The sequence below is a fragment of the Vreelandella hamiltonii genome, assembly GCF_014651775.1.
GTDB lineage: Bacteria > Pseudomonadota > Gammaproteobacteria > Pseudomonadales > Halomonadaceae > Vreelandella > Vreelandella hamiltonii.
Window position 1 is genome coordinate 66790 of record NZ_BMXN01000003.1, and the last position, 14273, is coordinate 81062.

Sequence of the window (14273 nt, forward strand, 5' to 3'; positions counted from 1 at the left end):
ATGAAAAACCCTATCAATTTGCCACAGCCTACCTTTATGCAACAACACCTAATCACTGCGGCCTTGGTCGTAGTCGCTGGCGGCTTTTACCGTAAAGTGCGCTTTTGCCATCGTAGGGGTTACCTGACACAGGTATTATGCCTATCATGGGAGACAACCAGAAGCAAACGACCGTTTTAAATTAAGGCCATCTTTTCATAAGCTAGTGCTCAATCGCTAGCATCGGCGGGTGGCGCTTATGAGAATAAGGAGAAACCAGGTGGAAACCGTTGAACGCGATGTAATGGATTTTGACGTGGTCATCGTGGGCGCAGGCCCCTCTGGCTTGGCCGCCGCCTGCCGTTTGATGCAGCAGGCCAACGAAGCGGAGCAAGAGCTGACCGTTTGTGTGGTCGAGAAAGGGTCTGAAGTGGGAGCGCATATTCTGTCTGGCGCGGTATTCGAACCCCGTGCCCTGGCGGAGCTGTTTCCCGACTGGGAAGAGCGCGGCGCTCCCCTGAATACGCCCGCCACGCGCGACGATGTCTATTTGCTGAAGGATGCCGAAAAGGCGCAGAAAATCCCCAATGCGCTGGTACCCAAGAGCATGCACAACACCGGCGGTGAACTGACTCGCTACGTGATCAGCGCAGGCAACCTGTGCCGCTGGCTGGGTGAGCAGGCAGAATCCTTGGGCGTCGAGATATTTCCGGGCTTCGCCGCCCAGGAAGTGATCATCGAGGATGACGTGGTGCGCGGCATCCTGATTGGTGACATGGGCATCGGTGCCGATGGCACACCCAAGGATGGCCATATGCCCGGTATGGAGCTGCGCGCCAAGTATACGCTCTTTGCCGAGGGTGCCAGAGGCCATCTAGGCAAACGTCTGATCAAGCAGTTCTCGCTGGATGCTGGCCGAGACCCCCAACACTACGGTATCGGGCTAAAAGAGCTGTGGGATGTACCCGCCGACAAGCACGAGCCCGGCCTGGTGGTTCACGGCTCTGGCTGGCCACTGGACAGCAAGACCCACGGCGGCTGGTTTCTCTACCACGCAGAAAACCAGCAGGTCGTGGTAGGGCTGATCATGGACCTTGGCTACCAGAACCCGTGGCTCTCGCCCTTCGACGAGTTCCAGCGCATGAAGCATCACCCGGTGCTCAGCCAATATCTGGAAGGCGGCAAGCGGGTGGCTTATGGCGCGCGCGCGATTGCCAAGGGAGGCTTCAACTGCCTGCCCAAGATGACCTTCCCTGGTGGCCTGCTGATTGGTTGTGACGCGGGCACGCTGAACTTTGCCAAGATCAAGGGGCTGCACACTGCCATGAAATCAGGCATGGTGGCGGCAGAAAGCGTCTTCGAAGCCATCAAGGGCGGCGACGAGGGTGGCCAGACGCTGGCCAGCTTCGAACGCTTGTGGGAGGCCAGCTGGGCTTACCAGGAGTTGAAAGAGAGCGCCAGCTTTGGTCCGGCGATCCATAAATATGGTACGGTCGGCGGCGGGGCTTATAACTTCGCGAACCAGCTGCTGGGCAACAAGCTGCCCAACGTGCACGACACCACCACCGACCACGGCGCCCTGAAACCGGCGGCTGAATTCGAGAAGATTCAGTATCCGAAGCCGGACGGCAAGCTGTCCTTCGACAAGTCCACCTCGGTATTTCTCTCGAACACCAACCATGAGGAAGACCAGCCCTGCCACCTGCGCCTGGCTGACCCGGCGTTGCCGATTCGCGACAACCTGCCGACATACGCCGAGCCCGCACAGCGCTACTGCCCAGCGGGTGTCTATGAAGTGGTGGAGGATGACCAGGGCCAGCCACGCTTCCAGATCAACTTCCAGAACTGCGTACACTGCAAGACCTGCGATATCAAGGACCCGGCCCAGAACATCACCTGGGTAGCCCCCGAAGGCGGTGGCGGCCCGAACTATCCGAACATGTAACGCTTGCCTGTCTCGTGCTGCCCCTTCAGGGGGCAGCACCGACTGCGAATCTTCGCTAAACCGATTCAGCGTAAAAAAATGCTGCGTTCTTGCCCGCCTGCTTGGCTCGATACATTGCTATATCGGCACACTTCATCAACGTTTGCTCATCGAGCCCATCGTCGGGAAAGAAGGCGACGCCAATACTGACCGAAATCGAGCACGTCTCTTGGTGAAGTATGAAAGGCTCCTGGATCGTTGCCACCAACTGATCGGCTATGCGAGCCACCGGCTCACGCTGGGTGACGCTTCTTACCAGAATGACAAACTCATCGCCGCCCAGGCGAGCGACGACATCCTGTTCACGCACTGCCGCCACCAAGCGCTTCGCCACGAGCTCCAGCAGCCTGTCCCCCGCCTCATGACCCAGTGAATCGTTGACGTTCTTGAAGCGATCCAGATCGAGGAACAGCAGGGCAAAGCCCCCCTCATCACGCTTTTGCTCCAGCGCTTTGCGCATCACAAAACTCAAATAGACTCTGTTGGGCAAATTGGTCAGCGTATCGTGAAACGCGAGGTGCTCGATATGATGGGCATGTCGCAAGCGTTCGTCTGTCGCCCGCTGTCGCTCGCGCTGCAGTTGCAGGCTCTGCCAGGTCAGCACCCCAAGGATCAACAGCGCCACCACACTCGCGATCACGGCGCGTAGCCAGTAACGACGTATCATCGGACTGGCACTGGCCAGCTTCTCATCAACGGAGATACCCACCACGACAGACAAGGGGAAGTTATACAGCGGCTTCACCAACGTCATTCGTTCGCTACCAAGCCAATGGGCAATAAAGGGCGCATCGCCGCTGCCCAAAGCGTCCTCATCGTTACTCAGTTCCATGGCAACGCCCGAATACAGGCGATCCCCACTTCGTGCAACACGAGTGACATGTGAGGCATCGACTAACGCCAAAACACCCCGCTCACCCAACGCGGCAGCGTCATAGCCACTGACAAAATAGTCTGCACTCACCGCCAAAATGCCCCATACGGGAGCATTGCCATATCCAACGTCGCTCAACAATCTTGCAAAGAGAAACAGCTCGCGCCCCTCGTCCGAAAAGGCCTCGATGAACAATCCAGGAGCCAACGACAAGGGAGGCAATACGATGCTCGCAGCTCCATCCCAGACACCGGAGCTCTCCATCACCTGCCCTTGCGCATCGACGATACCCACGGAAAAGATCAGCTCGGGCGGGAGCAAGGCATACTCTTGAAGCGCATCCAGGATGCCTGTTTGCTGCTGGCTGGCGACCAGGTCGACGAGCTTCAAGGTGGAATCAATTTCTCTCAGCGAGCGCAACACTCGCGCTTCATAAGTATCCGCAACGTCCAAAATGGACAGCTCGACCTGCCGCTTGATGGCAGCTTGCTCACGCGTGACCAGATAATGAGTACTGCTCCAGATGATGGCCAGCATGAGCATGACAACCGTTCCGAACAGCACACGAGGGTCGGCCAACCATTGGTGCCAAACACCCTCGCTCTGCTGAGTCGCCCTGCCGGGTTCCGGGCCTTTGAGGCTACTCAACCGTCACCACCTTGAGCCGCTCATCCAGAAAGCGGGCATCTATGTACCCCAAGGCTCTTGGATCACCAATCAGCCTATCCACGACGGCTTGGCTATCGGGCAATGTGAGCGGCGGCTGGCCGCGTCCGGTAAAAATCAACCTGGCCCAATGAGCCCGCAGCTGCGCGGGCGTTTTTTCAATATAACGACGATAAAACTCGCTATGCTCGGGTGTCCGCTCGGACTGATCTATAGGAACCATATGCGCCTGCCCTCGGAGCGGGGAGCGACTTTCCAAATAGAGATCTTTTAGCTCTTGGCGCTGTATGCGATCCAGCGTCGCCTCTGCGGCCACTACCACAAGAAGGTCAGCCATCACCGTGCAGGGAAGCACACAGAGCATGACAAGGTAACAGACCCGAGTTAACCGCTTAGTCATGTTCACGCCCCCTAAAATACAAAGTCGAGCGCAAGGCTGAACACGTTGACAGCGCCACCTGGCTGAAAGCCGGGCTGCTGGTTGATGAGCCCTCCTGGGGAGCCCGAGCGAAAATCCAGATGATCATATTGTGCGGTCAAGGCCATGCCGGGGCGAAAGTCCCAGCGTACCCCCAAGGTCTGGCTATCCTGCTGAAGCCCGGAGGCCAGCAACGCATTGAGCGTGCCGTTCAGCAATAGGGCCCCCTCTGCGAAAGGAGAGGGATAAAGCGCAGGATCCAGCCCCGGCTCGAAGGTGTCGCTCAATACGCGCGCGCTGCCAAACGCGGCAAAAGGCGTCCAGCTACCAAAACGATAACCTGCAGTGACATGAACACTTTCTCCACGCCCCACCAACGATGCTGAAGAGAGCCGGGCCCACTCTGCCTGAGCAAACCAGGGGCCAGGGTCATAGCCAACACCAATGCCAAGTACTCGCAACGCCTTGCCATCCACCTCGTAGCGATTGGCAAGCGATTCACCCGGTGGGCCAAAGAGCCGGTAGATGTCAAAAAACCGGGTCAACTCTTCGGCGCTGACGCTGAGCTCACCATAGCTGGCGAAGAGCGTGACATCGCCCCATTGGGTGCGTTGCGATATACCCCACGAGTCGGAGGCCTCGATATCGCCAGACGAATACTCCACGTTGCCGCCACCGTAGCTGAGCCGCAGATCATGCACGACCGTGCCTGTAGAGTAGCGGTAGCGCAGATCGACACCGTCAAAGTTGGCAACGGGCACGAGGCGATAAACCTCAGAGGGAGGCCTGACCCACGGCGTGGCGTAGTTGACCTTGCGGTATTCGGAGTTTAGAAAATTGCCCTGCACCATACGACCAGCGCGAAGGCTCAGCTGTGGCGTGGCATCAAACTGGAGATAAGCCCACTCGAACTCAGGCGCATAAGAGCCATCGAAGCGCTTTTCACTGACCACCTGTACGGTGGCGGAAAGCGTTGACGTCGCCGACACCATTGCCTGCAGGCCAAGGCGACTATCGACTTCGGCACTCCAGTGTCCACTGAAACCTGCCCCCGAAGAAGCGAGTGGGTCAGCAACAAAATCGGCATTGGAGATATCGGCATGCACTACTCCAAGAGTGCCAAAGCCGTTCAAGGTGGCGCTGGGTAGCGAGCCGTCAGCCGTCGTAGTGCTGCTGTATATCACGAGGAAGATGGCGAACGACCTGACGAAATGCCTTGGCATGCCGATTACCCGCAAGGTAAATAGTTAACTTCAAAGCATTTAATCGGCAGTATCAGGGTAAGTCAAACACCGGATGGAGACCTTGCGTCGTATACAGTTAAAGGTGGACTATTGACAAGGTCGGCAGGCACTCAAGAGCGTCAGCCAATGGCGCTGCCAGCAGGTTCCACGACTTCGATGGGCGCACGCCGTGCGATCAGCCGTCGACGCCCCGCTTGCACGAATCTCACGTCGATGACGGGGTCCGACGGGTTGCCCTCCACGGCCGCCACCTCCCCTTCCCCAAATACGGCATGTCGCAGACGCTGGCCCGGGTAGAACGACATGGTCACTTGATAGTCCGCAGGCGCTTCCTTGAGCTGCGCGGCGGCCAGAACGATATCACTGCGCCCCAACCGGTCGAGGTAGCGTCTCACCAGGCTAGGTGACGATACCTCCAGCGGCTCGGCGCTACCGCCCTCATCATGCAGGCATTCAGCAATACGCACGGCATCCTGCCAGGCGCTTTCACCAATGAACCGGCTGGGGCGATGAGCGCCACCGTCGTGCAGCACCAATAGCTGCTCTTTGGCGCGGGTGATGGCCACGTAAAACAGTCGCCGCTCCTCTTCCAGACGATCATCGCTGAGCGGGTTGTCACGGCTGTAGTGGGGAAAGTCCTCTTCATTGACGCCGGCCACTGCCACCAGCGGCCACTCCAGACCTTTGGCACCATGCACCGTGGTAATCAACACGCCCTGGGCCTGATTTTCTACTGGGCGCTCCAGCAGCTCGATGAAGGCATCAGGATCCTGGACGCTCTCCGCCTGTTCGATCAACACGTCCAGCAGACGCACGTCTTCCTCGCCTTTATCGCGCCGAGCAGCCGCGCGCTTGAGGGTTTTCTCGGCATCGATGGTATCCACTACGTGATGCAGCAGCCGAGCTGGCGGCCAGCCAGCCAAACGCGGCAGCTCGCACAGCAGTTCCCAGCGTTTTTTCAGCGTACGCCGCTGCAAGGGTTTGAGCGTTGACAGCACGGCATCATCTCGCTCTGGCCAGCGCTGGGTGGCCGCCAGCTGAGACGCCAGGCGCTGCAGGCGCTCACGGGCCACGAAGGGCGTGGGCTGGGACAGCAACAGCAGCAGATGCTCGGGATCGTGCAGCAGTTCGGCCCGCCGCGACAGCTTCAAATAGCCTGCCAGTGCCTGTACCAGCGGCAGGCGAAACACGAAGCGATCCTCACGCAGCAGCCGAAAAGGCACCCCGGCCTGAAGCAGCGCCAGCTGAAAAGGCACCGAAAGCGCCCAGCTGCGCACCAGCAGGCTGGCATCACTCAATGCCCGCCCCTGGGCCTGCCAGTCCATCAGGGCATCCAGCAACAGGCGGCTGCCCAGCCCCACGCGGACCTGAGTCTTCGGATTCTGGGCAGCCGCCAAGCATAGCTGGTCGGGGCGGCGCTGGTTCGCCATGATGGCGTGGTTGGCCGTCAGCGCCAGCGCGTGCCCATGGCGAAAGGTCGTGGAGAGCGGATAATCCGTGGCGGTGCCGAACGTGGCGGTAAAGTTTTCCAGCATGGTGTCCGGCCTGGCACCCCGCCATTCATAGATGCACTGATTGGCATCTCCCACTGCCATGACGCTGGCATCAGGGCCTGCCAGCACGGCCAGAAGCCGCTGCTGAACGGTATTGATATCCTGGTATTCATCTACGATGACGTGGTCGAGGAACCCTTCGACCCGCTGACGCAAAACAGGTTCGGCCTCCAGCGCTTGCAGCGGGCGGTAGAGCAAGTCCGCGTAAGTCATGACGCCTTCGGCTTCCAGCAGGCGCTCGGCCTCGCCGAAGGCCGCCGGAAAGTAATCGGTGTCAGGCTCGTAGCTCAGTTGCTCATACAGCGTGGCAGCAGGCAACATTTCTGCTTTGACCAGAGCACAAAAATGGGCCAGCGCTTCCAGGCGGTCCCCTTCCAGGGCGGCATCGTGTTGCTCGGCATCGTCCAGCACATTGAGGCTTGCCTGGCGCAGCAGACGCTCCATCTGCCACTCGGCAGAGAGCAGCCGCCGCGGCGCCAGCGCCCCCCAACGACACAAACTTTGCGTGAGCCGATGCCCGAGCGAATGGAAGGTACGCACATCCGGCAGGGCTTGCCCCTGCGGTGCCATTTTGGCAAGGCGGCGTTGAAAATCATCCTTGGCCGAGCGGTTGAACATCAGCACCAGCATCCGACGTGGGGAGACTCCCTGCGCCAACAGGTGCAGCACGCGTGCGGCCATGGTGGTCGTCTTACCGGCTCCTGCTACCGCCGCCACCCGCGCATGCCCGGCACCATGACGAACGACGGCCTGCTGTTCGGCGGTCAGTTTCACGATACCTCACCCGCCACGCCGTTATCCCAAATGCCCAACCGATGCCATTCACCCGCACTGTAGAGGCGGCATTCGCTGCGGCCACCGGCCAGCTCGTGTATCTGGGCCTGCTCGACCAGCCGATAGAACACGTTGCGATGCAGGCGCGCGGCCAGGCCAAAGCGCACCGCACACTCGGGGGCCAGCTCTCCGTCGGGGGTGGCGGTCAGCGTCAGCGGGTGCTGGTGGTCCAGCCGCACCACATCGTCGAACTGAGTCTTGAACCACCAGGCATCATCGTAGAAATCCGCTTCCACGATCAGCAGCGGACGATCCACTACTTGAACGCGCCAGCGCTCTGCAGGTGTCACCAGGCAGTATCCCTCATCGTCCAGGCGTAGCAGGCTTGCCAGCAGCTTCGCCACCGCCGGACGCGCAAACGGCTGCCCCTCGTGCTGCCAGGTGCCGTCTGGATGAATCACGATATCCATGTCGCCAGACAACGCAGGGTGCCAGGTATCCAGCGGGGGAATATCTGCCGCGTCACCCCGTTGCTGCAGTAGCCGATCCAGCGTCATCGCCCTTCTCCTGAACTGCGCCGAGCGCTATACCAACAGACCCGACTGGGCCAGCGCTTCTTTGACATGAGGCGGTGCATCGGGAACGGCACCACGAAACAGATGGTAGAAATTGGCGGTGGTCTGCATGGCGACCTCGTCGGTGGTGATACCGCGCTGCTGAGCAATGCACTCGGCGACTTCGACGACCCAGGCAGGCTCATTGGGCTTACCGCGATGAGGCACGGGGGCCAGATAGGGACTATCGGTTTCAATCAGCAGCCTGTCGAGGGGCAGTTGTCGAGCCAACTCTCGCAATGGCGCGGCATTACGAAACGTTATGATTCCCGACAGCGAAATGTAAAAGCCGAGCCGGACCGCCTCTCGAGCCATGTCCAGATCTTCGGTGAAGCAGTGCAGTACCCCACCGACGTGAGGATCGGCATATTCACGCAGCAAGGCCAAGGTGTCCTCCTTGGCCTCTCGCGTATGCACGATGACCGGCAGCTCCAGCTCGGCAGCGGCCATCAGGTGACGCTTGAAGCGTTCATGCTGAACGGCCTGAGGCACGCTCTCCTGATAGTGGTAATCCAGCCCGGTTTCCCCGATGGCCACCACGTCGTACTGCTGGGCGGCCTCCACGATCTGCTCCACGCTGGGCTCTACCGGAGCCTGGTGCAGCGGATGCAGCCCTGCCGATATCACCACGTCCTCATGTTCTCTGGCGATGGCGGCCAGACCAGGCAACTCTTCCAGCGAGGTCGAGATGGCCAGAAACTGATGCACGTGAGCAGCACGCGCAGCTGCCAGCGTGGCAGCAACGTCGCCGCCGTGAGTAAGCTCGGATAGGCGGTCCAGATGACAGTGTGAATCAACGAACATGAAAATCTCGCAGGGGATGAGTGGCGTGACGACGATGTTACAACGTGAACGAAGGCGGCGCCTTGTCCAACTGACCGGCCAGCAAAGTCTCGATCCGGTCGCGAACGGGATAATCCTGTTGGCTGAAGTGCACCCCGATGCCCGGCATCCGCCGACCGCTGACACCTTCGGGCGAAATCCAGATGACCTGACCGCTGACAGAAAGGCGTTCGGTCTCTCCCGGCAGCGTCAACAGCAATACCACCGGCTGCCCGAGACGATAGAGCGAAGACGTGGGGACAAAGATCCCGCCGCGATCCAGAAAAGGCATATAGGCAGCGAGCAGCGTAGGCACATCCGGTATGGTCAAGGAGAGCGCTTTTTGAGCAGCCATCACCACCTCGTCAGAAACACGTTGTCATGAGCGCAGCAGGGCCGACCAACGTACCAGCCAGGCCTCCAGCACCAGTTGCGGATTGGGGTTGGCTCCCACGGCCAGTAGCCGACGTTGCTCGCGGGCGTAATCGAGCAGTCGAAACCAGTCCTGAACCCGGCCATTCTTGACGGCTTGTCGATACAATGGCGCAAGATCGGGATTGTGCAACGCGCTTTGCTCGCCCGACAGCCCCAGCCGGATCAAGTCTTCAAGCCAGGCGATACCGTACCACAAGATCGAATCGATCGCCTGACGATCCAACCTCGCCGCCTCCGCCACCGGTTCGGCACCCCTGACCAGCTGCTCGAAGCAGTCATGAATCTGATGGCGTAGCGCCCGCTCCTCCGGCGCCGCCAGCTCCACCGCCAGCAAGGGCAGTCCGCCTGAAACTTGCCACCAGAAGTGTGCCTCGTCACCGCCCAACTGCTGGGTCAGCCAGCCACGGCACTCGTCGAATGCCACGCTGGGTAGCGCCCACTGCTGGCAGCGCGAACGGATGGTGGGCAGCGTGCGAGAGGGTACATCGGAGAGCAGAATGAACAGCGTCTTTTCACCTGGCTCCTCGAGGCTCTTGAGCAGCGCATTGGCCGCCGCGATGTTCATGGCCTCCGCCGGTGACACGACGATGACTCGGTAGCCGCCCTGCTGCGCCGTTTGTGACACGAAACGGTTGACCTCGCGAATGGGGTCTATGCGAATTTGACGCTTGCCCTCCTCCGGCGACACCCTCAGCAGGTCGGGGTGATAGCCTGACGCCAGCATATGGCAGGCATGGCAATGACCACACGCCTGGTCACCGGGCTGCGCGCACAGCGTGCGTGCGATCAGCGCTTCGGCAAGCTGCTGCTTGCCCACCCCATGGGCGCCGCTGAGCAGCAGCGCATGGGGCATGCGACCGCTGTCGGACAGGCGCACCAGCTGCCGCCACGTCGCCTGGTGCCACGGCAAGACATCATTCACGACCATTGCGCCATCCGTGCTTCCAGTGCGCGCGCAATGGCCGCCTGCACGCCTTCGAGAGGCTGTGCCGCATCGACCACGGCAAAGCGCTGCGGTGCCGCCTGGGCCCGCGCCAGGTAAGCCTCACGCACGGCGCTGAAAAACGCGGCATGCTCCTGCTCGAAACGGTCGCGCTGGGTGTTGAGATCACGCAACCGCCCTTCCAGGCGTTGTCGGGCAGCCTCGACGGGCATGTCCAGCAGCAGCGTCAAATCCGGAGAAAGCCCTTGCTGAACGAAGCACTCCAACTGAGCAATGCGCGCCGGATCGATGCCACGCCCGCCACCCTGATACGCAAAGGTGGCATCGGTGAAGCGGTCACAGACCACCCAGGCCCCGCGCTCCAGAGCCGGCACGATTTTTTCGGCCAGATGCTGTGCTCGGGCCGCGAAGACCAGCAGTAGCTCAGCGTCCACGCTCAGCGGCTCCTGAGGTGCAGGATCCAGCAGCAGCTCGCGAATGGCTTCGGCACGCGGCGTGCCACCGGGCTCACGGGTTCGCACTACGTCGAGCCCCTGCTCTTTCAGCCAGGCCTCCACGAACGCCACGTTGGTAGATTTTCCGACGCCCTCACCACCCTCCAGGGTGATGAAGCGACCACGCTTGCTCATTGCTGCCCCTTACGGAATAGATACGCCATGATAATGCTCGCCATGATCTGTGTGTCAGCGGTTGCGAATATAGCGATTCACCGCATTGTTGTGCTCGCGCAGGGTGCGCGAAAAGTGGTGCGTACCATCGCCACGGGAAACGAAGTAGAGCGTTTCACCCGGCAACGGATTCACCGCCGCCTCCAGCGAGGCGCGCCCCGGCATGGCGATGGGCGTGGGCGGAAGGCCATCGATCACGTAAGTATTGTAGGGGGTTGCCTCGCGGATGTCGGCGCGAGTAATGCGCCCCTGATAACGCTCGCCCATGCCATAGATGATGGTCGGGTCGGTCTGCAGCCGCATGCCCTGCTCCATACGACGCTTGAACACCCCGGCGATTTCACGACGCTCTTCCGGCGCACCGGTTTCGCGTTCGATCAACGACGCCATGATCAACGCCTCGTAGGGGGTATCGATGGTCAGGTCGTCATCACGCTGCTCCCAGACCTCTTCCAGGATTCGCTCCATGCGGCTCAGCGACTGGCGCAGAATATCCACATCGCTCATGCCCAGGTGGTAGCGGTAGGTATCCGGAAAGAACCAACCCTCAGGAAACGTGCCTTCACGCCCCAATAAGGCCATGACCTCGTCATCGCTCATCTCGGCGGTGCGATTTTCCAGCTTCGGGGCACTGTCCAGCAAAGCGCGCATCTGGCGGAAGGTCCACCCCTCCGGGATGGTCAACGGGTACGTCACCACGTTGTTGCTGCCCAGCAGTGCCACCAACTCCATACCGCTCATGCCCGGCACCAGCTGATATTCACCTACCCGCAGACGCGGCACTTGCTCGGGCTCCAGCCGCGCCAGCAGTTGGAAGGGCCAGCGCGCCTGGATAATGCCTTCCGCTTCCAACTGACGAAGCACCTGATTGAAGCCTGCACCGGCAGGCACCTGGTAAAGCGCTGGCTCATCCAGCGCAATAGGCGCCGCCAGACGATGCTGCCAATAGGCGTAGCCACCGGCCACTGCGGCAACGCCTAGCGCAATGATCAGCCCCACGGCGATAAGAAACCGTTTCACGATGTCACCTCAGTGATTTCAAAGTCGTTGTTGGCTATTCAGGCTGGATAGCCCAATAGCGGATGGGCCACCCGCTGTAACGGGTCGGGGCCTTGCACCTCCGGCCAGGTACGCAAGATGCTGCCCTGCGGGTCATCCAACCGATGCACGGGCCACACGCCTTGCACAGAGTTGCCCACCCAAAGGCGCTCGACGCTGGAGAGCACGCTCACAGGCAGCTTGCTCTCCCTGACATGCCCCAGCTCCAGCAGCGCAGCCCGCAGCGTTCCTGCGACGCCGCAGCCATCGACGAAGGGCGTGAACAACGCCTGACCCGATTGCCAGAACAGGTTCATGCTGGTCGCTTCGATGACGTTATCGCTGTGATCGAGCAGCAGCCCTTCAGCAATGGCACTTGCCCGCCATTCTCGGCGGGCAAGCACGTTTTCGAGGCGGTTCAAGTGCTTGATGCCCGCCAACTGCGGCTGGTGACCCAGCCGCAGTTGGCATAAGCGCACGCGCACCCCCTGCTGCCAGCGCTCGGGGCTGGCAGCGAAGGGCGTTCTACGACTCAGCAGCCTTGGCGCTACTGGATCGGGGAGCGCGTAACCACGCCCCCCGCTGCCCCGGGTCACGATGACCTTGAGCACCTCCAGAGGTGCCTCTGCTGGGGTTTTCCACGTATCGGCAAGTGCTGAATCAGCAGGCATCGGGATACCAAGCCGCTGGCACCCCGAGGCCAATCTTGCCTGATGGTATGACCACAGCACGGGCTGCCCTTCACGAAGCAGCACCGTTTCGAACAGGCCATCCCCATACGCCAGCCCTCGGTCATCGAACGGCACACAAGGCATGGTCATGACGCGCTATACCCGCTTGAACAGCAGCGAACCGTTGGTGCCACCAAACCCGAAGGAGTTGGAGAGCGTGATATCGATGCGCATGTCGCGGGCAGTGTGGGGCACGTAGTCGAGGCGACAGCCCTCCTGGGGGTTATCCAGGTTGATGGTGGGCGGTGCCACCTGGTCACGAATTGCCAGGATACTGAACACCGCCTCGACCGCACCGGCCGCGCCCAGCAGGTGGCCAATCATGGACTTGGTCGAACTGACCGCCACGTCTTGAGCAGCGCTCCCCAGCACCTTCTCGACGGCACGACTTTCGGCCAGATCGCCTGCGGCCGTCGAGGTACCATGGGCATTGATATAATCCACGTCGGAGGGGTCGATACCTGCGTCCTTGATGGCGTTGCTCATGGAAAGCGCAGCGCCTCGGCCATCTTCCGGCGGGGCAGTCATATGATAAGCATCATCACTCATGCCAAAGCCCGCCAGCTCCGCATAGATATGCGCCCCGCGTGCCTTGGCGTGCTCATACTCTTCCAGCACCAGAATGCCTGCCCCATCGGACAGCACGAAACCGTCCCGATCCCGATCCCAGGGGCGGCTGGCCGCTTGCGGGTCGTCATTACGAGTGGACAGGGCACGCGCCGCCGAAAAGCCCCCCAGGCCCAAAGGCGTGGTGGCCATTTCCGCGCCACCACACACCATCACGTCGGCATCGCCATAGGCGATGGTACGCGCACTGTAGCCGATATTGTGAGTACCCGACGTACAGGCCGTGGTAATCGCGATATTGGGGCCCTTGAAGCCATGCTGAATGGCCATGTTGCCGGAAATCATGTTGATGATGGATCCCGGAACGAAGAACGGCGACACGCGACGAGCGCCCCCCTTGAGCAGCGCACTGTGGTTCTGCTCGATCATCGGCAGGCCGCCAATGCCCGAACCCACCGCCACACCAATCCGCTCGGCATTCTCTTCGGTGCACTCGATGCCAGAATCCTTAATGGCCTGGGCTCCGGCTGCCATGCCGTACTGAATGAATAGATCCATCTTGCGGGCATCTTTCGGATTCAGATAAGGACTGATATCGAAGTCCTTGACCGAACCGCCAAACCGCGTGTTGAAACCGCTGGTATCGAAATGCTCAATGGCTGCGATTCCACTTTTACCGGCGACGATATTCGCCCACGATTCAGCCACGTTGTTGCCCACTGGGGTCACCAGGCCTAACCCAGTTACCACTACCCTTCTTCGCGCCATCAGCTTTCCTCCAGGCATCCTTGGTGACACGACCCGTCCGGGTCATCTTGCAGCACAAAATTGGTGACTAGTATAACGGAGATTGCACGTTATATTCATTGTGACCGCAAAGCAAAAAAGCCGCCCCATATCAGGACGGCTTTTTTAACATGGGTGGACAGCTTGCCACCCTGGTTCACAGCGTCGACCGAGCCC

The 14273-nt window shown here is 60.5% G+C and carries 13 protein-coding genes; 1 reads left to right on the forward strand and 12 read right to left on the reverse strand.

All coding sequences use genetic code 11. The annotated features are described in order from the left end of the window. Positions 1-259 precede the first annotated feature (259 nt). Entirely contained in the window at positions 260-1924 is a 1665-nt protein-coding gene (locus IE091_RS03565) for an electron transfer flavoprotein-ubiquinone oxidoreductase (protein ID WP_144983600.1), read from the forward strand. Between the two features lie 55 nt (positions 1925-1979). Here the strand turns inward: IE091_RS03565 and IE091_RS03570 are convergent, their stop codons facing one another. The 12 genes from IE091_RS03570 to fabF all read right to left on the reverse strand — a co-directional run bounded on the left by IE091_RS03570 (position 1980) and on the right by fabF (position 14078). Next, on the reverse strand, positions 1980-3374 hold the full coding sequence (locus IE091_RS03570) for a diguanylate cyclase domain-containing protein (RefSeq protein WP_157779984.1): 1395 nt from the start codon (positions 3372-3374) through the stop codon (positions 1980-1982). Positions 3375-3477: 103 nt separating this feature from the next. Then, positions 3478-3903: a hypothetical protein gene (locus IE091_RS03575; protein WP_039177248.1), complete on the reverse strand. Its 426-nt coding sequence runs from the start codon at positions 3901-3903 to the stop codon at positions 3478-3480. 11 nt (positions 3904-3914) lie between these two features. Beyond that, positions 3915-5144, reverse strand: coding sequence for a porin (locus IE091_RS03580; protein WP_039177251.1), 1230 nt, complete (start codon positions 5142-5144; stop codon positions 3915-3917). A gap of 140 nt (positions 5145-5284) precedes the next feature. Next, positions 5285-7492 (reverse strand): ATP-dependent helicase, encoded by a 2208-nt coding sequence (locus IE091_RS03585; protein WP_189462865.1) that lies wholly within the window; start codon positions 7490-7492, stop codon positions 5285-5287. Next, positions 7489-8049, reverse strand: a complete 561-nt coding sequence (locus IE091_RS03590) for a DUF1285 domain-containing protein (RefSeq protein WP_189462866.1) — start codon at positions 8047-8049, stop codon at positions 7489-7491. Before IE091_RS03590 ends, IE091_RS03585 begins: the two co-directional genes overlap by 4 nt. Before the next feature lie 27 nt (positions 8050-8076). Beyond that, entirely contained in the window at positions 8077-8910 is an 834-nt protein-coding gene (locus tag IE091_RS03595) for a TatD family hydrolase (protein ID WP_039177263.1), read from the reverse strand. Between the two features lie 37 nt (positions 8911-8947). Then, the gene (locus tag IE091_RS03600) at positions 8948-9283 is read right to left on the reverse strand and encodes a PilZ domain-containing protein (RefSeq protein WP_039177267.1); all 336 of its coding nucleotides are present in this window, start codon (positions 9281-9283) and stop codon (positions 8948-8950) included. 24 nt (positions 9284-9307) lie between these two features. Continuing rightward, positions 9308-10291 carry a DNA polymerase III subunit delta' gene (locus IE091_RS03605; protein WP_039177270.1) on the reverse strand — a complete coding sequence of 328 codons (984 nt, stop codon included), beginning with the start codon at positions 10289-10291 and terminating at the stop codon, positions 9308-9310. Further along, the gene (tmk, locus tag IE091_RS03610; protein ID WP_144983594.1) at positions 10282-10935 is read right to left on the reverse strand and encodes a dTMP kinase; all 654 of its coding nucleotides are present in this window, start codon (positions 10933-10935) and stop codon (positions 10282-10284) included. The genes IE091_RS03605 and tmk overlap by 10 nt, the downstream gene beginning before the upstream one ends. A 54-nt stretch (positions 10936-10989) precedes the next feature. After that, on the reverse strand, positions 10990-11997 hold the full coding sequence (gene mltG / locus IE091_RS03615; protein ID WP_039177276.1) for an endolytic transglycosylase MltG: 1008 nt from the start codon (positions 11995-11997) through the stop codon (positions 10990-10992). 35 nt (positions 11998-12032) lie between these two features. After that, positions 12033-12833, reverse strand: a complete 801-nt coding sequence (gene pabC, locus IE091_RS03620; protein WP_189462867.1) for an aminodeoxychorismate lyase — start codon at positions 12831-12833, stop codon at positions 12033-12035. A 6-nt stretch (positions 12834-12839) separates the two neighbouring features. After that, the gene (gene fabF / locus IE091_RS03625) at positions 12840-14078 is read right to left on the reverse strand and encodes a beta-ketoacyl-ACP synthase II (RefSeq protein WP_039177283.1); all 1239 of its coding nucleotides are present in this window, start codon (positions 14076-14078) and stop codon (positions 12840-12842) included. Positions 14079-14273 lie beyond the last annotated feature (195 nt).